General features: G+C 72.3%; 16 protein-coding genes. 7 read left to right on the top strand and 9 right to left on the bottom strand.

All coding sequences use genetic code 11. The features are described from left to right. Positions 1 to 14 precede the first annotated feature (14 nt). From fdxA to EL245_RS11220, 3 genes are all read left to right on the top strand, one after another. The gene (fdxA, locus tag EL245_RS11210) at positions 15 to 344 is read left to right on the top strand and encodes a ferredoxin (RefSeq protein ID WP_126383192.1); all 330 of its coding nucleotides are present in this window, start codon (positions 15 to 17) and stop codon (positions 342 to 344) included. Between the two features lie 182 nt (positions 345 to 526). Beyond that, positions 527 to 1,741: a succinyldiaminopimelate transaminase gene (gene dapC / locus EL245_RS11215; RefSeq protein WP_126383193.1), complete on the top strand. Its 1,215-nt coding sequence runs from the start codon at positions 527 to 529 to the stop codon at positions 1,739 to 1,741. A 249-nt stretch (positions 1,742 to 1,990) separates the two neighbouring features. Continuing rightward, positions 1,991 to 3,379, top strand: a complete 1,389-nt coding sequence (locus EL245_RS11220; RefSeq protein ID WP_126383194.1) for a citrate synthase — start codon at positions 1,991 to 1,993, stop codon at positions 3,377 to 3,379. 237 nt (positions 3,380 to 3,616) lie between these two features. Here EL245_RS11220 and EL245_RS11225 read toward each other — a convergent pair whose 3' ends face one another. Both EL245_RS11225 and EL245_RS11230 read right to left on the bottom strand, forming a co-directional pair. Next, positions 3,617 to 4,081: a hypothetical protein gene (locus EL245_RS11225; protein ID WP_126383195.1), complete on the bottom strand. Its 465-nt coding sequence runs from the start codon at positions 4,079 to 4,081 to the stop codon at positions 3,617 to 3,619. Positions 4,082 to 4,842: 761 nt separating this feature from the next. Then, on the bottom strand, positions 4,843 to 5,055 hold the full coding sequence (locus EL245_RS11230) for a hypothetical protein (RefSeq protein WP_161512713.1): 213 nt from the start codon (positions 5,053 to 5,055) through the stop codon (positions 4,843 to 4,845). Positions 5,056 to 5,101: 46 nt separating this feature from the next. Between EL245_RS11230 and EL245_RS11235 the strand changes: the two genes are divergently transcribed. Continuing rightward, positions 5,102 to 7,597 (top strand): glycoside hydrolase family 3 C-terminal domain-containing protein, encoded by a 2,496-nt coding sequence (locus EL245_RS11235; protein WP_126383196.1) that lies wholly within the window; start codon positions 5,102 to 5,104, stop codon positions 7,595 to 7,597. 47 nt (positions 7,598 to 7,644) lie between these two features. Here the strand turns inward: EL245_RS11235 and EL245_RS11240 are convergent, their stop codons facing one another. The 4 genes from EL245_RS11240 to dapD form a co-directional block, all read right to left on the bottom strand. Next, the gene (locus tag EL245_RS11240; RefSeq protein ID WP_126383197.1) at positions 7,645 to 8,400 is read right to left on the bottom strand and encodes a succinate dehydrogenase/fumarate reductase iron-sulfur subunit; all 756 of its coding nucleotides are present in this window, start codon (positions 8,398 to 8,400) and stop codon (positions 7,645 to 7,647) included. Then, entirely contained in the window at positions 8,397 to 10,352 is a 1,956-nt protein-coding gene (locus EL245_RS11245; RefSeq protein WP_126383199.1) for a fumarate reductase/succinate dehydrogenase flavoprotein subunit, read from the bottom strand. The genes EL245_RS11240 and EL245_RS11245 overlap by 4 nt, the downstream gene beginning before the upstream one ends. After that, positions 10,349 to 11,095, bottom strand: coding sequence for a succinate dehydrogenase cytochrome b subunit (locus tag EL245_RS11250; protein ID WP_197719410.1), 747 nt, complete (start codon positions 11,093 to 11,095; stop codon positions 10,349 to 10,351). Before EL245_RS11250 ends, EL245_RS11245 begins: the two co-directional genes overlap by 4 nt. 146 nt (positions 11,096 to 11,241) lie before the next feature. Next, positions 11,242 to 12,225, bottom strand: coding sequence for a 2,3,4,5-tetrahydropyridine-2,6-dicarboxylate N-succinyltransferase (dapD, locus tag EL245_RS11255; RefSeq protein ID WP_126383201.1), 984 nt, complete (start codon positions 12,223 to 12,225; stop codon positions 11,242 to 11,244). Between the two features lie 196 nt (positions 12,226 to 12,421). Here dapD and EL245_RS11260 point away from each other — a divergent pair, with 196 nt between their 5' ends. Continuing rightward, the gene (locus tag EL245_RS11260; RefSeq protein WP_126383203.1) at positions 12,422 to 13,111 is read left to right on the top strand and encodes a histidine phosphatase family protein; all 690 of its coding nucleotides are present in this window, start codon (positions 12,422 to 12,424) and stop codon (positions 13,109 to 13,111) included. Between the two features lie 131 nt (positions 13,112 to 13,242). Further along, the gene (locus EL245_RS11265; RefSeq protein ID WP_126384451.1) at positions 13,243 to 13,890 is read left to right on the top strand and encodes a hypothetical protein; all 648 of its coding nucleotides are present in this window, start codon (positions 13,243 to 13,245) and stop codon (positions 13,888 to 13,890) included. A 21-nt stretch (positions 13,891 to 13,911) separates the two neighbouring features. Here EL245_RS11265 and EL245_RS11270 read toward each other — a convergent pair whose 3' ends face one another. The 3 genes from EL245_RS11270 to EL245_RS11280 form a co-directional block, all read right to left on the bottom strand. After that, entirely contained in the window at positions 13,912 to 14,364 is a 453-nt protein-coding gene (locus EL245_RS11270; protein WP_126383205.1) for a PLD nuclease N-terminal domain-containing protein, read from the bottom strand. A gap of 324 nt (positions 14,365 to 14,688) precedes the next feature. Continuing rightward, positions 14,689 to 15,324 carry a hypothetical protein gene (locus tag EL245_RS11275; protein WP_126383207.1) on the bottom strand — a complete coding sequence of 212 codons (636 nt, stop codon included), beginning with the start codon at positions 15,322 to 15,324 and terminating at the stop codon, positions 14,689 to 14,691. A gap of 110 nt (positions 15,325 to 15,434) precedes the next feature. Continuing rightward, positions 15,435 to 16,133 carry a hypothetical protein gene (locus tag EL245_RS11280; RefSeq protein WP_126383209.1) on the bottom strand — a complete coding sequence of 233 codons (699 nt, stop codon included), beginning with the start codon at positions 16,131 to 16,133 and terminating at the stop codon, positions 15,435 to 15,437. A 174-nt stretch (positions 16,134 to 16,307) separates the two neighbouring features. On the opposite strand from EL245_RS11280, the gene EL245_RS11285 reads away from it, so the two are divergent. Next, a complete protein-coding gene (locus tag EL245_RS11285) occupies positions 16,308 to 17,849 on the top strand; it encodes an AMP-binding protein (RefSeq protein ID WP_126383211.1) in 1,542 nt (513 codons plus the stop codon). The last annotated feature ends 3 nt before the right edge of the window (positions 17,850 to 17,852 follow it).

Genomic DNA, 17,852 nt, shown 5'->3' on the forward strand with positions numbered 1-17,852 from the left:
AGAGGAAGCTCAGTATGACCTACGTCATCGCCCAGCCCTGTGTGGATGTCAAGGACCGTGCCTGTGTCGACGAGTGTCCGGTCGACTGCATCTACGAGGGCGGACGCAGCCTGTACATCAACGCCGACGAGTGCGTCGACTGCGGTGCCTGCGAACCGGTCTGCCCGGTCGAGGCGATCTACTACGAGGACGACGTCCCCGAGGAGTGGTCCGACTACACCCGGGCCAACATCGACTTCTTCGAGCTGCGGGGGCTGGGATCGCCCGGCGGCGCCCAGAAGACCGGTCCCCTCGACTACGACGACCCCATGATCGCCGCCCTGCCGCCCCAGAACGGCGGCTGAGGGCAGGGCGCTCGTGTCCAGGACACCGTGAGCCGCTGCCGCGGGGTGTGGTGCCGACGGTGCGTCGGCACCACGCCCCGCGGCACGGCCTCGTGGAGCGCCCGTCCTGGACCCCTCACGGGACGCGCCACCGGAGGCGCCGGTCCGTGCGCGCGGCGCACGGACCAGGGCACAATCGGGTCGTGACCGACCAGACCACCGCGCCGCCCGCCGGGGCGCGCGTCCTGCCGCGCCGCCTGTCCCTGCCCGACTTCCCCTGGGACTCGCTGCGCCCGTACCGCCAGCGTGCGGCCGAGCATCCCGGGGGAGTGGTCGACCTGGCGGTCGGCACCCCCGTCGACCCCACACCCGATGTCGCCCGGCGCACCCTCGCCGCAGCCTCCGACGCCCCGGGCTACCCGACGGCCGTGGGCACGGCCGAGCTCCGTGACGCCGTCATCGACTGGATGCGGCGGCGTCGCGGGGTCGGAGGGCTGGGGCGGGACTGCGTCGTCCCCACGATCGGCTCGAAGGAGTCGGTCGCACTCCTGCCCCTCCAGCTCGGCGTCCGCCCCGGCGACCTCGTCCTCCACCCGCGCGCCGCCTACCCCACCTACGACGTCGGCGCCCGCCTGGCCGGTGCACGGCCCGTCCCGGTGGACACCGACGCCGACCCCTCGACCTGGGACCTGCCCGCCAACGGTCCCGTGACGCTCATCTGGCTCAACAGCCCGGGCAACCCCGACGGCCACGTCCTGTCGGTCGACCAGATGCGACGGATCGTCGCCTGGGCCCGGCACGCCGGAGCGGTGGTCGCCGCCGACGAGTGCTATGCCGAGCTCGCCTGGGACGAGCCCTGGGCGGCCCGAGGCGTCCCCAGCCTCCTCGACCCCGGTGTCACCGGCACGGGGGCCGACGGCGCCCCGGACCTCTCCGGTCTCCTCGTCCTGTACTCGCTGTCCAAGCAGTCCAACCTCGCCGGGTACCGGGCTGCCTTCCTGGCCGGTGACCCCGAGCTCGTCGAGGCGGTCACGCAGGTGCGCAAGCACGCCGGGCTGCTCGTCCCCGCGCCGGTCCAGGCGGCCATGGCGGCGGCGCTGGGCGACGAGGAGCACGTTCGCCACCAGCGCGAGACCTACCGCAGGCGCCGCGAGGTCCTCCTGGAGGCGACGCAGGCTGCCGGCCTCGTCAACGACCCCGCCTCCGCGGCAGGCCTCTACCTGTGGCTGTCCGGCCCGCGGCGCATGAGCGCCCTCGATCTCGTCGGTGCCTTCGCCGAGCTCGGGATCGTCGTGGCCCCCGGCGACTTCTACGGGGACGCGGGCGCCGGCCGGGTCCGCATGAGCCTGACCGACACCGACGAGCGGGTGGCCGCCGCTGCCGCACGCCTGCACGCCACCGACCTGTTTCGCCCCTGATCCCCTCCCCGGACCGGCCCGGCCGGTGCGAGCCGATCCGGGACGGTGCGAGCCGATCCGGGACGAGACAGGACCGGGGCGCCGGTGGGTGGTGATCGCCACGGACGGTGGCGTGCCCGCGGCCTCGGGCGAGACGAGGCGGCAGGAGGCGGCCCGAACCCGTACAGTGGGCTGAGGACGAGGACCACAGCCCCGAAGGACCCGTGTCCCCGGGGCCGTTCGCTGCCCCCAGCAGTTTAAGGAGACACCATGACCGACGCGGTCACCGACCTCAACGACCTGGACCTCCCCGGCGTTCTGACCGTGGGCGGGACGAGCCTCGAGCTGCCCCGCACCCACGCCACCGACGGATCGGACGGTCTGGGCGTCGGCCGGCTGCTGGGAACGACCGGCATGGTCACGCTCGACCCCGGTTTCACCAACACCGCCTCGTGCACCTCCGACATCACCTACATCGACGGGGACGCCGGCATCCTGCGCTACCGCGGGTACCCGATCGCCGAGCTCGCCACCTCCTCGAGCTTCCTCGAGGTCGCCTACCTGCTCATCAACGGCGAGCTCCCCGACTCCCAGACCCTCGAGCGCTTCGAGCGGCGCATCGGGCGCCACCGGCTGCTGCACGAGGACTTCCTCAGCTTCTTCACCTCCTTCCCCTCCTCCGGTCACCCGATGGCGATCCTCCAGGCGGGGATCGCGGGCCTGGCCACCTACTACGAGGACACCCTCAACCCTCACGACCCCTACGAGCGCGAGCTCGCCACGGTCCTGCTGCTGGCCAAGGTGCCGACGATGATCAGCTACATCGCACGCCGCGCCATCGGGCTGCCGCTGCTCTACCCCGACCCCAAGCGCGGATACGTCGAGGACTTCCTCAACATGACCTTCGGCATGCCCTACCAGGTCCACGACATCGACCCGGTCGTCGTGCGCGCCCTCGACATGCTGCTCATCCTGCACGCCGACCACGAGCAGAACTGCTCGACCTCGACCGTCAGGCTCGTGGGGTCCTCCGACGCCAACATGTACGCCTCGGTGGCCGCGGGCGTGGGTGCCCTGTCCGGGCCGCTGCACGGCGGGGCCAACGAGGCCGTGCTGCGCATGCTCGACACGATCCAGTCCGAGGGCCTGAGCACCGCCGAGTTCGTCCGCAAGGTCAAGAACAAGGAGGACGGGGTCAGGCTCATGGGCTTCGGCCACCGGGTCTACAAGAACTACGACCCGCGCGCAGCCCTCGTCAAGGCCACGGCGCACGACGTCCTGGGCAGGCTCGGCTCCGACGACGGCGACCGCAAGCTCGAGATCGCCATGGAGCTCGAGGAGGTCGCCCTGTCCGACGACTACTTCATCTCCCGTAAGCTCTACCCGAACGTCGACTTCTACACCGGGCTCATCTACCAGGCGATGGGCTTCCCCACCAAGATGTTCACCCCGCTGTTCGCCCTGGGGCGCCTGCCGGGCTGGATCGCCCAGTACCGCGAGATGATGGACGACCCCGCCAAGCGCATCGGCAGGCCCCGCCAGGTCTACACCGGCGAGCCCGAGCGGCACTACGTCGCCATGCACCGCCGTGAGAGGGCCGCGGCCTACCCCGGCACCCGCGTCGGGGTGCCCAGCCTCGACCAGGTCACCCGCGTGTGACCCCCCGGGGCCGGGCCTGTCGGGCGCCGGGCCCTGGCTCGGCGAGGTAGCCGGTGTCGCCCCCGGGTCGCCCGGACAGTTCTCGTCGACGCACGCTCCTCATCGAAAGCGATCTCAACCCGCAACCCCACACTCAACCGCGAAAAGCCTCATAAGGGGTGTACCGTGATCATGGGGTGTCGGTGGAGCGTGATGCTCATGCGGGTCGGTGTCCTTCTCTCGTTCAGGTATCGGGTGTCAGTGGAGGGTGACGGCGGCCGTTCCATAGATGAACGACGTTGGGTTGATGTCAGTGATCGTCATGATCGTCAGGGTCATGGTGCCGTCGGGGTTGTTGTGCTCGCGTCGCGCTGTCCATGAGTTGTCGATTGATATTGTCGTGTCGTGGGTCCAGCCGACTTTTTGGGCATGGGTGATGAGCTCCTCTGCGAGCGTGTGCGGCCCGATGGAGTCGTCGCGGAAGTAGTGGTCGATCCAGGGGGTGGTGCGTTTGATGTCGAACAGGCCCGCAGGTCCGTGCTCTCGGACTCGGACGGCTGTTCGTCCGAGAAGGGGGTTGGAGGCCATGGGGTCTGCTTTAATGGCCCTGAACCAGCGGGCGTCCCGGGTGAGGTAGCCGCCGGGCATGTACGCCCAGGTGGCGACTCCACTCACGGCCAGCGCGCCTGCGCCACCGAGCATGAGGGCAGTCCGCCGGGTCATGCGCGGGCCTGGTCGTGGTGGGTCATCAGGGTCAGAGCTCATGGGGATCACGGTCATGTCTGAATCGTGCGCCGAACGTCGAGGAACTTCGGATTGAATGTGATGCTAGTCACAATGATGTGGTGTGTCAAGGTCCTGCGTGCACGGCGGGCGCCGTGGCCGCGCTCGTCGAGGCCCGAGATCGGGAGAAGTGACACCTCGAGATCGGGAGAAGTGGCACCTCGAGATCGGGACTCACGGCACGGCGGGGTGTAGGACTGTCCTGAGGTGGGCGCTGCGTCGTGGATCGGGCCGGGCTCAGAGCAACGTGGGGCAGGGTGGCCTCGACGCGTCCGTCCAACTTGTCGAGGTCGAGCAGGCAGCCTCTGCCACCGTCGGCCAGGCGGTCGGTGCCGGTCAGGGCGGACGGCAGCGCGCCCGGTGGTGACCGCAAGCCGGCTGGAGCGGGGCAACAGGATGGTCGGGGGGAGGAAAGGTGTCACTGTGGACCACCATTACCCGGAGGCATCCCTCGTCCGACGACAACGACCCGCGGAGTCACGCGGATTCATCTGCGCTGAGGTTGCCTGACCACCGCTGATCGTGGTCCACAGTGACAGTTGCGGCCCGCACCAGACCCAGGGACGCGACTGTCGGTCCTGTGCCCCTTTGTGTCATATGTCCCGATCTCGGGGTGCCATAAGTCCCGATCTCGAGGTGTCATTAGTCCCGATCTCGGGGAGGGCGTGAGGTCCCGCGTGACATGCCCGCCCTCCGGCGTCTCACCTGCCGACGCCGCCGATCCTGCCGATCCTGCCGACGCCGCCGATCCTGCCGATCCTGCCGACGCCGCTGACCCTGCCGATCCTGCCGACGCCGCTGACCCTGCCGATCCTGCCGACGCCGCTGACCCTGCCGATCCTGCCGACGCCGCCGGCCCCGCCATCCGACACCCACCGACCACCGACAACCGCAGACCCCAGGGAATCAATCATCTAGGCTGGAGGAGTCCCGCACGCGCCTCGACGGAGAGGATCCCCCATGACCACGAGCGAGGTCGCACAGGCCCTGACCACAGCCACCGGGGAGGACCGCTGGGTCGACCCCAGACTGGCCGAGCTCGCGCGCCGCGCCGCCGCCCGGGGCACCGTCCTGCTCAGCAACGACGGCGCCCTGCCCCTGGCCACCGACCAACCGGTCGCCGTCTTCGGCCGGGTCCAGGTCGACTGGTTCTCCGTCGGCTACGGCTCGGGCGGCGACGTCAACGCCCCCTACACCACCACCCTGCTCGACAGCCTCGAGGAGCTCGGTGCAGCCGTCGACCCCGAGCTGGCCGCCACCTACCGCCGGTGGTGCGCCGCCCAGGAACCCCCGGTCGAGGAATGGGGCAACTGGCCGCGCTTCTACCCCGAGATGGAGCTCGACGACGCCGTCGTGACCGCCACCGCCGCACGCGCCGCGACCGCCGTCCTCGTCATCGGAAGGGCGGCGGGCGAGGACCGCGAGAACGTACTCGAGCCCGGCTCCTACTACCTCACCGCCGCCGAGCGCAGGCTCCTGGCGCAGGTGACCGGCAGCTTCGAGCGCACCGTCGTCGTGGTCAACTCCGGCAACGTCATGGACCTGTCCTGGGCCGCCGAGGCGGGGGTCAGCGCCCTCGTGCTGGCCTGGCCCGGAGGCATGGAGGGAGGCCGGGCCCTCGCGCAGGTCCTCACCGGAGTCCTCGAGCCCGGCGGGCGCCTGACCGACACGATCGCCCGCTCCTACGAGCACTACCCCAGCGCCCCGTTCTTCGGAGGCAAGGAGTTCAACAACTACGCCGAGGACGTCTTCGTCGGATACCGCTACTTCGAGACCCTCGCCCCCGACACCGTCCTCTATCCCTTCGGCCACGGGCTGGGCTACACGACGATCGACCTCGAGCCCACCGGCCTTCGCCACGACACCGAGACGGCCACCGTGAGCCTGCGGGCCACCAACACCGGCCAGCGGCCCGGGAGCACCGTCGTCCAGGTCTACCGTGGCACCCCGGGCACCCCGGGCACCCCGGGCACCCCGGGCACCCCGGGCGGCCCGGTTCTGCCCCGTCCCGCCCGCGAGCTCGTCGCCTTCACCCGCACCACCGAGCTCGCCCCCGGCGCCGCCGAGGACCTCGAGGTCACCTTCCCCCTCGACCGGTTGGCCTCCTTCGACGACTCCGGTGCCACCGGCCACAAGGACGCCTGGGTCATCGAGCCCGGCACCTACCCCGTCCACGTGGGCGCCTCCGTCCGGGACACCGCCGAGGCCGGGCGCCTTGAGTTTGCCGACCTCGTCGTCGTCGAGCAGCTCGCCGAGGCCCTCGCCCCGGACCCGGCCCACCCCTTTGAACGGATGACCCTCGCCCCCGGTGCCGACGGCCCCGTCGTGGGCTGGGAGCCGGTGCCCACCTCCACCGTGGACCTGCGCGCCCGGATCCTGGACCACCTGCCTGAGCCCATCACCCCCACCGGGACAGGCGGCACGACCCTGGACGACGTGGCCGAGGGCAGGGCCACCCTGGAGGACCTCGTCGCCCAGCTGAGCGTCGACGAGCTCGCCGAGCTGTCCTACGGGCACGTCGAGATGAACTCGCCCCTGGGTGCCCCCGGCAACGCCGGAGCCTTCGGCGGGCTGATCGAGCAGCTGCGTGCGCGCGGGATCCCACCGGTCATCACCACCGACGGCCCCTCAGGCATCCGGCTGTCGGCCTGGGCGAGCCTCCTGCCCTGCGGCACCGCCCTGGCCTCGACCTGGGACCCGCCCCTGCTCGAGCAGATCGCCGCCCTCCACGGGGCCGAGATGATCCGCAAGGGCTCGGACGTGCTGCTCGCCCCGGGGATGAACATCCACCGCGACCCGCTGTGCGGGCGCAACTTCGAGTACTACTCCGAGGACCCGCTCGTCACCGGACTGTGCGCGGCGGCGGTCGTGCGAGGCATCCAGTCCCAGGGCGTGGCCGCCTGCCCCAAGCACCTGGCCTGCAACAACCAGGAGACCGAGCGGATCTACAACGACTCGCGGGTCTCGGCCAGGGCGCTGCGGGAGATCTACCTGCGTGGCTTCCGCATCTGCGTCCAGACCGCCGCCCCCCGCACGATCATGACGAGCTACAACAAGATCAACGGCCAGTGGGCGCACTACAACTACGACCTGGTCACCACGATCCTGCGCGGCGAGTGGGGCTACACCGGCATGGTCATGACCGACTGGTGGATGCGGTACGCCCCGGACCCGCTCTTCCCGGCCCTGCGGGACTCAGCCACCCGGGTGCGCGCCGGGGTCGACGTCCTCATGCCCGGTGGCCGGACCTGGGACTCCACCCGCGCCGAGGGCCACGACGACGCCGTCCTGTCCGGCTACGACCCGCAGGACACCAGCGGCGAGCACCTCACCCTCGGCGAGATCCAACGCACCGCCCTCAACGTCCTGCGCATGGCCGCCAGCACCCGCGCCCTCCACCGGGCCCGCCAGCAGGCCGAGCGGCAGGCCGAGCGGGCCGAGCAGGCCGAGCGGTAGGCCGAGCAGGCCGACGGAGCATAACGGATCCGCTCGCCGGTCGCGGCTCAGTTGTCGCGTCCCCGTCCCAGCAGGCCCGCGCGCAGGACCTCCCGGTTGACCACCGCCACGGCCTCCAGGGGGATTCCCGCGGGGCAAGCCGGCACGCACTCCCCGTACAGCGAGCAGGGCCCGAAGACCTCGTTGAGCACCCGTGCGGCCCCTCGGGCCCGCCGTGCCCGCTCGGCTCGCCCCTGGGGCATGAGGGACAGGTGGGCCAGCTTGGCACCGGCGAAGAGCATGGCCGCCCCGTTGGGGCAGGCCGCCACACAGGCCCCGCATCCGATGCACGCCGCGAAGTCCAGTGCCCGCTCGGCCTGACCGCGGGGCTGGAGGACGCTGTCGGCCTCCGGCGCCGTCCCGGCGGCCACGTCAACCGTCCCGGCGGCCCGGATCACCTCGTCAAGGGCCGAGCGGTCCACGACAAGGTCGCGGATGACCGGGAAGGCCCCGGCCCGCAACGGCTCGAGGCGCAGCCTGCCGGACTCGGGGAAGGCGCGCAGGTGCTGGCGGCAGGCGGGGGTCGTGTCGGCCGGACCGTGCGGCACGCCGTTGACGAGGAAGCCGCACATCCCGCACACCCCCTCGCGGCAGTCGGACTCGAAGACCACCGGCTCGCCCCCGGCGGCGATGATCTGGTCGTTGAGCCGGTCGAGCAGCTCGAGCAGGCTCATCTCCGCCGTGGCGTCCTCGACGACATGGGTCTCGAAACGGCCGCGCGCCCGCGGCCCGTCCTGGCGCCAGACCTCCAGCTCGACTCTCATCGGTAGTCCCTCACCTGCATGTCCACGAGCGAGAAGCTGAGAGGCTCGCTGCGCCGCACGTGGGAGCCGTCGGGCAGCGTGTGCCAGGCCGACACCGAGCACCAGGCGGCGTCGTCCCTCCGGGCCTCACCGCCCTCGGTGGCGTACTCCTCACGGAAGTGGGCCCCCGCGGACTCCCTGCGGTCGAGGGCGTCGAGGACCATGAGCTCGGCCAGCTCGAGGAAGTCGGCCACCCGCAGACCCCGCTCGAGCTCCTGGTTGAGCCGCTCGGCGCCGCCCACGATCCGCACGTCCGCCCAGAACTCCTCACCCAGCTCCCGCACCTCCACCAGCGCCCGGCGCAGGCCCTCCTCGCTGCGGCTCACCCCGCAGCCGGCGTAGAGGACCTCGCCCAGGCGCCGGTGGAACCACACGGGCCGGCGCTCCCCGCCGACCGCCGTGAGCGCCGCGATCCGCTCCTGGGCCTGCGCCACCGTCCCGCGCGCCTCGGCAGCGGAGGCGTCGAGCACCGGCGTGCCCACGAGAGAGGCCAGGTACCCGGGCACCGACAGGGGCAGGGTGAACCACCCGTCGACGCTGGCGCTCAGCAGGGAGTTGGCTCCCAGGCGGTTGGCCCCGTGGTAGTTGTTCGAGGCCTCCCCGCCCACGAACAGCCCCGGGATCGTCGACATCTGGTCGAAGTCGACCCACAGCCCGCCCATCGTGAAGTGAGCGCCCGGAGCGATGCGCATGGGGACCTCGTAGGGGTCCTCCCCGGTGGCGTCGCGGTACATCTCGAAGAGGTTGCCGTAGCGTGAGGCGATGACCTCGCGCCCCTCGCGCTCGAGGGCGTCGCGGAAGTCGAGGTAGACGGAGTTGCGCAGCGGGCCGACGCCGTGGCCCGACTCGATGCGCTCGCGGGCGTTGCGCGAGGCGACGTCGCGCGGAGTGAGGTTGCCGAAGGCGGGGTACCTGCGCTCCAGGTAGTAGTCGCGCTCGGGCTCTGGGATCTCGTGAGGGGGGCGGTCGTCCCCGGCCCGGGCGGGTACCCAGATGCGGCCGTCGTTGCGCAGCGACTCGCTCATGAGGGTCGTCTTGGACTGCCAGCTGCTCGAGACCGGCAGGGCGGTGGGGTGGAACTGGACCATGCACGGGGAGGCGAAGGCGGCGCCGCGCCGGTGGGCGCGCCACGTGGCGGTGGCGTTGGAGGACATCGCCAGCGTCGAGTAGTGGTAGACGCTGCCGTAGCCCCCGGTGGCCAGGACGACGGCGTGGGCGGTCCAGGCGCGCAGCTCACCGGAGAGCAGGTCGCGGGTGACGATCCCCTGGGCGCGGCCGTCGGCGACGATGAGGTCGAGCATCTCGGTGCGGGTGTGCATCCGGACGCTGCCCGCCGCGATCTGCTCCTGGAGCGCCTGGGCGCAGGCGACCTCGAGCTGTTGACCGGTCTGGCCGCGGGTGTAGTAGGTCCGGGAGACCTGCACCCCGCCGAAGGAGCGGGTGGCGAGCTGGCCCCCGTACTCGCGGGCGAAGGGCGCTCCGATGGCCTGCATGTGGTCGATGACCCGCACCGACTCCTGCCCCAGGCGCACGACGTCGGCCTCCCGCCCACGGTAGTCGCCGCCCTTGACGGTGTCCTTGACGAAGCGGTGGAGGGAGTCGCCGTCGACCTTGCGGGCGCGGGCCGCGTTGATGCCGCCCTGGGCCGCCACCGAGTGCGCCCGCCGGGGGGCGTCGTGGAGGCTGAAGCACTCCACCCGGTAGCCCAGGCGGCCCAGGGTGGCCGCCGCCCCGCAGCCGGCCAGCCCGGTTCCCACGACGATGACGGAGAGCCGACGGCGGTTGGCCGGGTTGACGAGGCGGTAGGAGCTCCGGCGCCGGTCCCAGGCGTCCTCGACCGGCCCGTCGGGCAGCCCGGGGTCGAGATCGGGTCCGACGGCGTAGAGCCCGTCGACGGGTCCGGGGGTGGTCATGGGATCCTCCCGGTCAGCACGAGCAGGGGCAGCATCCCGTTGACCAGGGCGACCGAGGCGGCCACCGCCAGCGCGATGATGAGGACGGTGCGGCGCAGGCGCGCCCCCGTGCCGCCCAGGTCGTGGACGACCGACCACAGGCCCTGGGCGAGGTGGAGCCCCAGGGTGAGCATGACGAGGCTGTAGAAGGCGGCCATCACGGGACGCGAGAGGCTGGCGACGAGGTTCTCGTAGGCGTGGACCTGCCCGGTGCCCGCCGGGGCGAGGAACCCCTGGGGGGCCACGAGCCTGCCGATCGTCAGGTCCAGGACGTGGACGGCGACGAAGACGAGGAGGAGCCCGCCGGTCAGGACCATCGAGCGCGCCCCCGTCGTGCGGACCCGCATGCGGCGCCCGCCCGAGACCGCGCCCCCGCTGCGCCGTGCCCGGCGCCACAGGGTCAGGCCCGCGGCGACGTGGGCGGCCAGGCACCCTGCGAGCACGACGCGCAGGATCCACAGCAGGCCCTCGTGGGGCAGGAGCGGGTAACCGAGCTCGCGCAGCCAGGCGGCGTAGCCGTTGAAGGACTCAGGGCCGAGCAAGGCCTTGAGGTTGCCGACCATGTGCACGACGACGAAGGCCGCCATGACCGTGCCGGTCACCGCCATCGTCGTCTTGAGGAGGGAGAAGGACAGTCGTGGCGGCACACGTCGACGCACCGGCGGGGTGTCCCCGCCGGCCGGCGCACCGGCGGTGGTGGGCATCGATCCGTCCGATCCTCAAGAGCACTGCCTCTCGATTGTCTCCTGGATCACACCTCATGGCAGGGTGGCGGGCGGATGTCCCGGCATGCGGGCTGAAGCGTCTCGAGCCCCGTCCTCGACGGCCTGGGCGCCCGAGCGGGCAGGCCCTACTGGTGGGCGTGCAGGGCAGAGTTGAGCTCGATGCCCTTGCCGCCGCGGGCCATCGCCTCGACGGCGCCCGACTGGGAGTTGCGGCGGAACAGGACGTTCGAGGCGCCGGCCAGCTCCCGGGCGGAGACCACCCGCGGCTCCTGGAACAGGCCGTGCTTGCCGGGCACGACCCCCCCGGAGGGCAGCACCGAGACCTTCGTGCCCGCCGTCACGTACAGCCCGGCCTCGACGACGCAGTCGTCGCCCAGGGGGATGCCGAGACCGGAGTTCGCCCCGAGCAGGCACCGCTCGCCCAGGGCGACGCGCTGGCGGCCGCCCCCGGAGAGCATGCCCATCGTCGAGGCGCCGCCGCCGACGTCGGAGCCGTCGCCGATGACGACGCCCTGGGAGATGCGGCCCTCGACCATCGACCGGCCGAGCGTCCCGGCGTTGTAGTTGACGAAGCCGGCGTGCATGATCGTGGTCCCCTCGGCCAGGTACGCCCCGAGGCGGACGTTGGCCGCGTTGCCGATACGCACGCCCGAGGGCAGGACGTAGTCGGTCATCCGGGGGAACTTGTCGACCGACAGGACCTGGACCGGTCGGCCCAGCGCCGCGCGCAGACGCGTCCTGGTCGTCTCGAAGTCGTCCGCGGCGCAGGGGCCGGCGGAGGTCCACACGACGTTGGGCAGACGGGAGAAGATGCCGTCGAGGTTGACCGTGTTGGGCAGCGCCAGGCGGTGGGACAGGACGTGGAGCCGCAGGTAGGCCCCTGCGACGGTCTCGGGGGCGTCGTCGAGGTCGACCCACGTGCGCACCACCGTCGTGTGGGTCCCGCGGGCGGCGTCCCTGCGCTCCATGGCGGTCAGCGTCGACAGGAGGGCGGCGTCGCCGTCGGCGGGCTCGTCTCCGAGGATGGGCTTGGGGTACCACACGTCGAGGGTGTTGCCGTCGTCGGTCACGGTCGCCAGACCGAGACCCCATGCGCTGCGAGTCGTCATGGCCGACACGATACGGGACGGGCGCCGCGGCCGCCCCCGGGTGCCCGCGATCCGGGCGCGGGAGGGCGGTGCGGGCCCTGCCCCGCCTGGGCGGCCCGGTGCGTGCCGGCCACGGCCCTCCCGCCGCCGAGGAGGGCGCGGCCCCGTGGGCCCCGGGGCTGTGCCGACCCGGGTGCGGGCATGACAGAATCTCCGTATGGCGCGCACGACGATCCACCTCATGAGGCACGGCGAGGTCCACAACCCCCAGGGCGTCCTGTACGGGCGCCTGCCCGGCTTCCACCTCTCCGAGCTGGGCCACCAGATGGCCGAGCAGGTCGCCGAAGTCCTGTCGGCCTCCGGCCACGACGTCGCCGCGGTCATCACCTCGCCCCTGGAGCGGGCTCGGGAGACCGGTGCGCCCAGCGCCGCCGCCTTCGGCCTGCGGGCCACGACCGACGAGCGGCTCATCGAGGCCGCCAACCGCTTCGAGGGGCTCCCGGTCAACCGGGACCGCACGGCGCTGGCGCGCCCCGAGCACTGGCTGTCCTACATCAACCCGTGGCGTCCCAGCTGGGGGGAGCCTTACACCGACCTCGTGTCCCGGATGCGCGGCGCCGTCCTCGACGCCCTGGGCCAGGTCGAGGGCCGTGAGGCGCTTCTCGTGTCCCACCAGCTCCCTGTGTGGACGGTGCGCCTGTGGCTCGAGGGCCGGCCGCTCGCCCACGACCCGCGCCGTCGCCAGTGCTCCCTGGCCTCCCTGACCTCCCTCACCTTCGACGGGCGCACCCTGGTCGGGCTGTCCTACTGGGAGCCCGCGGGGGACCTTCTGCGCCGCGCCCACGACATGGTCCCGGGATCCTCAGCGGCCGCCGAGGTCATCGGCGCACCGCAGGAGCGGGCGTGACCCGGCCCCCGTCCTCGGGCGGGCTGTGGCCCGAGCCAGCGGCCGGCGACCTCGTGAGGCTGCCCGCCGCCGACCTAGCCCGAGCCGGGACGAGGCCCGAGCCCCGGCGCCCGTGGACCGGTCAGGACTTCGTGTGGTGGAACACCGCAGCGGTGCTCACCGCCGCCTGCTCGGGCGCGCGACCCAATCCGGTCTCCCCGGTGATCGACCCGGTGCGTCGCGTCCTGGCCCCTGAGGAGGTCATGCTGGCCAGCTGCGACGCCGAGCTGCTCATGTGGCGCCGTGGGGACGCGACCTACAACCCCTCGCGCGGCTTCTTCCTGGCGGCCGGGCCCGTGGGCCTGGCGCTCACGGCCGCGTTCTTCGGTGGCCAGGCCTACCTCAACTCCAGGCGTAAGAAGGCGGCGCAGGCCGATGCCGTCGAGAAGTGGCGCCACCTGGCCCGGGCGCGCCTGACGGTGTCGACCCACGGCATCTACCTGGGGACCGGCGAGGGCATCATGCCCGTGGGGTTCCACGACGTCCACGAGATCCAGAGCACCGGGACCGGGGAGGTCGTCATGGCCGCCGCCAACGCCTCGGGCTCGGCACGTTGGAAGCTGCGCGCGCAGTGGGCTGAGCTCGTCCTCGTCCTGTGGGCCGTCCGCTACCTGCCCGACCACCCTCAGCTCGTGGGCCGGACCTGGCTGCCCGCGGACTGGTTCGTCCACGCCGCCGCCCACGGGTACGACGTCGACACCTCCTCCTGGCCCCGCACCGTCCCTCGCGTCCTGTCCTGAGCCGGGCGGCCGGCTCGAGCCTCAGGCGCCGTCAGGCCCTGGTCCGCCGCTGCGCTCCTCAGGGTCGGGCTCGTCGGGCCCCTCGTCGTCCTGCGGGCCGTCCTGCGGGGAGCCCGGTGTGCCCCCGGCGCCGGGGTCCCCGCCCCGGCGGCGGCGGATGTCGCGCTCCAGCTCGCGCAGGAACTCGGGGTCGTCGTCGGGCGCCACCGGCCGCGGCCGCTCGGGCCGCCGGAACGACGTGCCCTCCCGCGAGGACCACATCGTCGGCTCGACGGTGCCGCCACGCTCCTCGGCGGCCTTGACCCTCGAGGTGATGATCCACGCGATCGCCCCGACGGTCGGGAACAGCACGATGAGCAGGATCCACACGAACTTCGGGATCCGCGCGGGCATGCCCTCCTCGGGGGTGCGCGCGCAGTCCAGGAGGGAGTACAGGACGAGGGCGAGCACCACGACGATCAGGACGATACGCATGCGCACAACCCTAGATGATCGACTCCACGGGGCGTCGCTGCGGGGCCCGGGCCGGGGAGAGGGACGTGCGGCGCCGGCCCCGCGCCTCGACCTCCCCGTCGACCGGTCATGTGTCGTTCGACCGGTCATGTGTCGTTCGACCGGTCATGTAACTGTCGACCGGGCAATCGCCGTCACATAGACGGTCGAGAATCACATGACCGGTCGGGGACATCCGACCGGTCGGAGCAGGGGCGGGTTGACGGCGCTGTGTCCGCACGCGCGCGTCTCGGACCGGAGCCCCGGCCATGGGGTCCCGTCCCGACGCGCGCGCCTCCTCGCTGCTCACATGATGGTGAGCGGCTCGGACTGGGAGTACGACTCGTATGTCAGCCCTGTCTTCGAGCTCTCGAAGCCGTCACGCTCGTAGACGACCTTCCACGTGCCGTCAGCGACATCCACCGGCTCGCCGGCGGGGCTCTCCACGGAGAGCCACCCGTCGACGCTCGGTCGGCCCTCACCCTCGCTGGTGGTGGGGGCGGGTCCGGCTCCCACGGTCTCCTCATCCATGCCGTTGTCAGAGGTGTCCCCGGTGCGCTCCAGCGACAGCCTGATGTCGAGCAACCCAGTGAGCTCGTAGTCATCAGTGGTGATCGTGCAGAACATGAGGACGATAGTGTCCGGCGGCTCCGCCGGCTCCGTCGAGGCCACGGGGAAGTCGGTGATGATCTGGTCGCAGGTATGTGTCAGGCCGATGGCTGTGTCCTCGAAGGTGATCGGCACGATGTCCCGGATCCCGGAGTCTGTGGTTGGGGTCTGGCTCGGGGCCTGGCTCGGGGCCTGGCTCGGGGCCTGCGAGGTACCGGCGTCCGGCTCCGGGGAGGCACCGTCCGTCACAGGGGCTGGGTGCGCGCAGGCAGACAGTCCGACTGCCAGGGCGCTGGCGACCGCGGTGGTAGCAAGACGGGTCAGGCGACTCATGATCAACCCTTTCTCGCGTGGTGTCTGTCGTCGGACGGGGGTGACGGGTGGGCCCGCCCACCGATGGGGTGGGCGGGCCCGGTGTCTGTCGTCAGACGGGGACGGCGGTCTTACTCCAGGACGAGGTCCTGGGTGTCGGTGTAGGAGGCGTAGACGTCGCCCGTGGACTGGTTCTCCAGGGCGCTGCGCTCGTAGGTCACGGTCCACCCCTCAGTGACCGTGGCGTTCTCCTCGCCCCCGACCTCGAGGGCGACCCAGCCCTCGGTGGAGGTTGTGCCCTCTCCCTCGTTGATGTTGGGCAGGTCGGCGGCGGCGAGGTCCTCCTCGATGGAGGACGGCGCGAGCTGCGTCGCCCAGCCGTAGTCCCCTCCCTCCATCGACAGCGTGTGGTAGAGGTGGCTGTCGATGCCGAGCTCGTCGGTCGTGATCGAGCAGTGGAGGAGGACGATCTGGCCGACCGAGACGTCGTACTCGGCGGTGTACGTCGGGGCGTCGAAGTCGGTGATGATCTGGTCGCAGGTCTGGGTCAGGCCGACCTCCGGGTCGGTGTAGGTGATGGGGACGATGTCCTGGGCCCCCTGGGCGGAGGCGGTGCCCGACCCGTCGGTGGACTCCTCGTCGGTCTCCTGGTCGGTCCCCTGGTCGGACTCCTGCCCCGAGCTGGTCGGCTCCTCGCTGGGCTGGCTGGTCTGCCCGTCCCCCTGCTGGGAGGTGGAGCCGTCGGTGGGGACCTGCTCGTTGCAGGCGGCCAGACCCAGTGCAAGGGCTCCGGCGGCTGCTGCGGCGGCGAGTCGGGTGATGGTGCGCATGATGGCGTGCCTTTCTGGTCGTGGTTGTCGGTCTGGTTGTCGGGATCCATCGTGGGGCGCCACCCGTCCTCCCGGCGATGGTGCGAACTTCCTGGGGATCTCTCCGTGGGGAGCCCTCCGTGGGGAGCCCGACACCAGCTGGCCCGGACGCCGGCGGAGTGGGAACCTGGTGGCGTGAGACCCGTCAGCCCGGCTGCCAGGCCGTTTCTCGTCGTGCGGGGCGGGACGGCCCCCCAGGACGTCGCCGCCCTGGGTAGGGCCCTGTCCGCACGCCTGCGGGCCCGGGGGCTGGTCGCTCACGACCCTGATCCGTCCGTCGCCCCCGGCCCGGACGGCCTTCCTCTGCTCGTCCCGGTCGCCCCCGACGAGGACCCCGACGCAGTCGTGGCCGACCTCAGGCGTCGACTCGGCGAGGTCCCGGAGTCAGCGGACCTCATCCTGCGAACCTCGGGCTCGACAACGGGCACGGGCAGGCTGGTGGCCATGAGCGCGCGCGCACTCGTCGCCTCGGCCCGGGCGACCCACGCCCGGCTCGACGGGCCGGGCCGGTGGGTGCTTGCGCTGCCCTCCCACCACGTCGCGGGGCTCCAGGTGCTCGTGCGCGCCGCGGTGGCGGGCACGGCAGTGGTCGTCGTCGACTGCCGCCGGGGCTTCTCCCCGCAGGCGCTGGCCGAGGCGGTGCGCGCCGCGGGGGAGTCCGGGGCGCTACCGGTCTACACCTCCCTCGTGCCCGCGCAGCTCCACGCCGTGCTCGCTGCCGGCCAGGAGCGCTGGGCGGCTGAGCTCGGGCGTGCCGCGCGTGTCCTCGTGGGTGGGGCGGCGGCCGACCCGGACCTGTTGGCCAGTGCCCGCCAGGTCGGGCTGCGCGTCGTGACGACCTACGGGATGAGCGAGACTGGAGGAGGCTGCGTCTACGACGGCGTCCCGCTGGACGGGGTGACCGTGCGTATCGAGGACCCGGGGCCTGACGGCGTCGGGCGGATCGTCCTGGCGGGTCCGGTCCTGGCCGAGGGCTACGCGGAGTCCACTGAGCCAGCTGAGTCTCCCGGTTCCCGGGAGCCGGTGGGTCCCCGGGGCCCTGTCCGCCCGGCCGGTGCCGGTGGGACCGGTGCCGGTGGGGTCGGTGCCGGTGGGCCCGGTGCCGGTGGGGCCGGGGCTCCCGTCACCGGGTTCAGGCGCCCCTCCACGCCCGACCTCCGGAGCCGCGGCACCTCCGGCGGGCACGGACCCGGCCCCGACGGATCCTCGACCCGCCCCACGGGCGTCTCGGGCGTCCCGGGCGTCCCGGATGGCGCAGGTGCCAGGGGTACCGAGCTCGTCACCGCCGACCGGGGCAGGGTGGGGCCTGACGGGCTGCTCGTCGTCCTGGGCCGCGTCGACGACCTCATCGTGACCGGCGGGGTCAAGGTCGACCCCCGTGAGGTCGAGGAGGTGCTCGTCTCGCTTCCAGGGGTCGGGCAGGCCTGCGTCGTCGGGGTCCCCGATCCTCGTTGGGGGAGCGCCGTCGTGGCGGCGGTGGTCCCGCAGACGCAGGCGGTCCTCGACCCGGGGACCCTCCGGGCCGCGGCACGCGAGCGCCTCGGCGGCGTGCGCGCCCCGAAACGCCTCGAGGTGCTCGAGGAGCTGCCAGTGCGCGGACCGGGCAAGGTGGACCGTCGCGCCGTCGCCGCACGCCTCCTGCGGGCCGCGCCCGGGGAGGTGCCCGGATCGCGATAGGCT

Origin of the sequence: Actinomyces howellii, from assembly GCF_900637165.1 — a bacterium.
Lineage (GTDB): Bacteria > Actinomycetota > Actinomycetes > Actinomycetales > Actinomycetaceae > Actinomyces > Actinomyces howellii.

What these genes read in the sequence shown, in the direction of transcription:
- EL245_RS11220 (WP_126383194.1), top strand. Translation starts at nt 1,991, where the DNA reads ATGACCGACGCGGTCACCGACCTCAACGACCTGGACCTCCCCGGCGTT.
- EL245_RS11235 (WP_126383196.1), top strand. Translation starts at nt 5,102, where the DNA reads ATGACCACGAGCGAGGTCGCACAGGCCCTGACCACAGCCACCGGGGAG.
- EL245_RS11260 (WP_126383203.1), top strand. Translation starts at nt 12,422, where the DNA reads ATGGCGCGCACGACGATCCACCTCATGAGGCACGGCGAGGTCCACAAC.
- EL245_RS11240 (WP_126383197.1), bottom strand. Translation starts at nt 8,400, where the DNA reads ATGAGAGTCGAGCTGGAGGTCTGGCGCCAGGACGGGCCGCGGGCGCGC.
- EL245_RS11275 (WP_126383207.1), bottom strand. Translation starts at nt 15,324, where the DNA reads ATGAGTCGCCTGACCCGTCTTGCTACCACCGCGGTCGCCAGCGCCCTG.
- dapD (WP_126383201.1), bottom strand. Translation starts at nt 12,225, where the DNA reads ATGACGACTCGCAGCGCATGGGGTCTCGGTCTGGCGACCGTGACCGAC.
- EL245_RS11270 (WP_126383205.1), bottom strand. Translation starts at nt 14,364, where the DNA reads ATGCGTATCGTCCTGATCGTCGTGGTGCTCGCCCTCGTCCTGTACTCC.
- fdxA (WP_126383192.1), top strand. Translation starts at nt 15, where the DNA reads ATGACCTACGTCATCGCCCAGCCCTGTGTGGATGTCAAGGACCGTGCC.
- EL245_RS11280 (WP_126383209.1), bottom strand. Translation starts at nt 16,133, where the DNA reads ATGCGCACCATCACCCGACTCGCCGCCGCAGCAGCCGCCGGAGCCCTT.
- EL245_RS11245 (WP_126383199.1), bottom strand. Translation starts at nt 10,352, where the DNA reads ATGACCACCCCCGGACCCGTCGACGGGCTCTACGCCGTCGGACCCGAT.
- EL245_RS11230 (WP_161512713.1), bottom strand. Translation starts at nt 5,055, where the DNA reads ATGATTGATTCCCTGGGGTCTGCGGTTGTCGGTGGTCGGTGGGTGTCG.
- EL245_RS11225 (WP_126383195.1), bottom strand. Translation starts at nt 4,081, where the DNA reads ATGACCCGGCGGACTGCCCTCATGCTCGGTGGCGCAGGCGCGCTGGCC.
- EL245_RS11250 (WP_197719410.1), bottom strand. Translation starts at nt 11,095, where the DNA reads ATGCCCACCACCGCCGGTGCGCCGGCCGGCGGGGACACCCCGCCGGTG.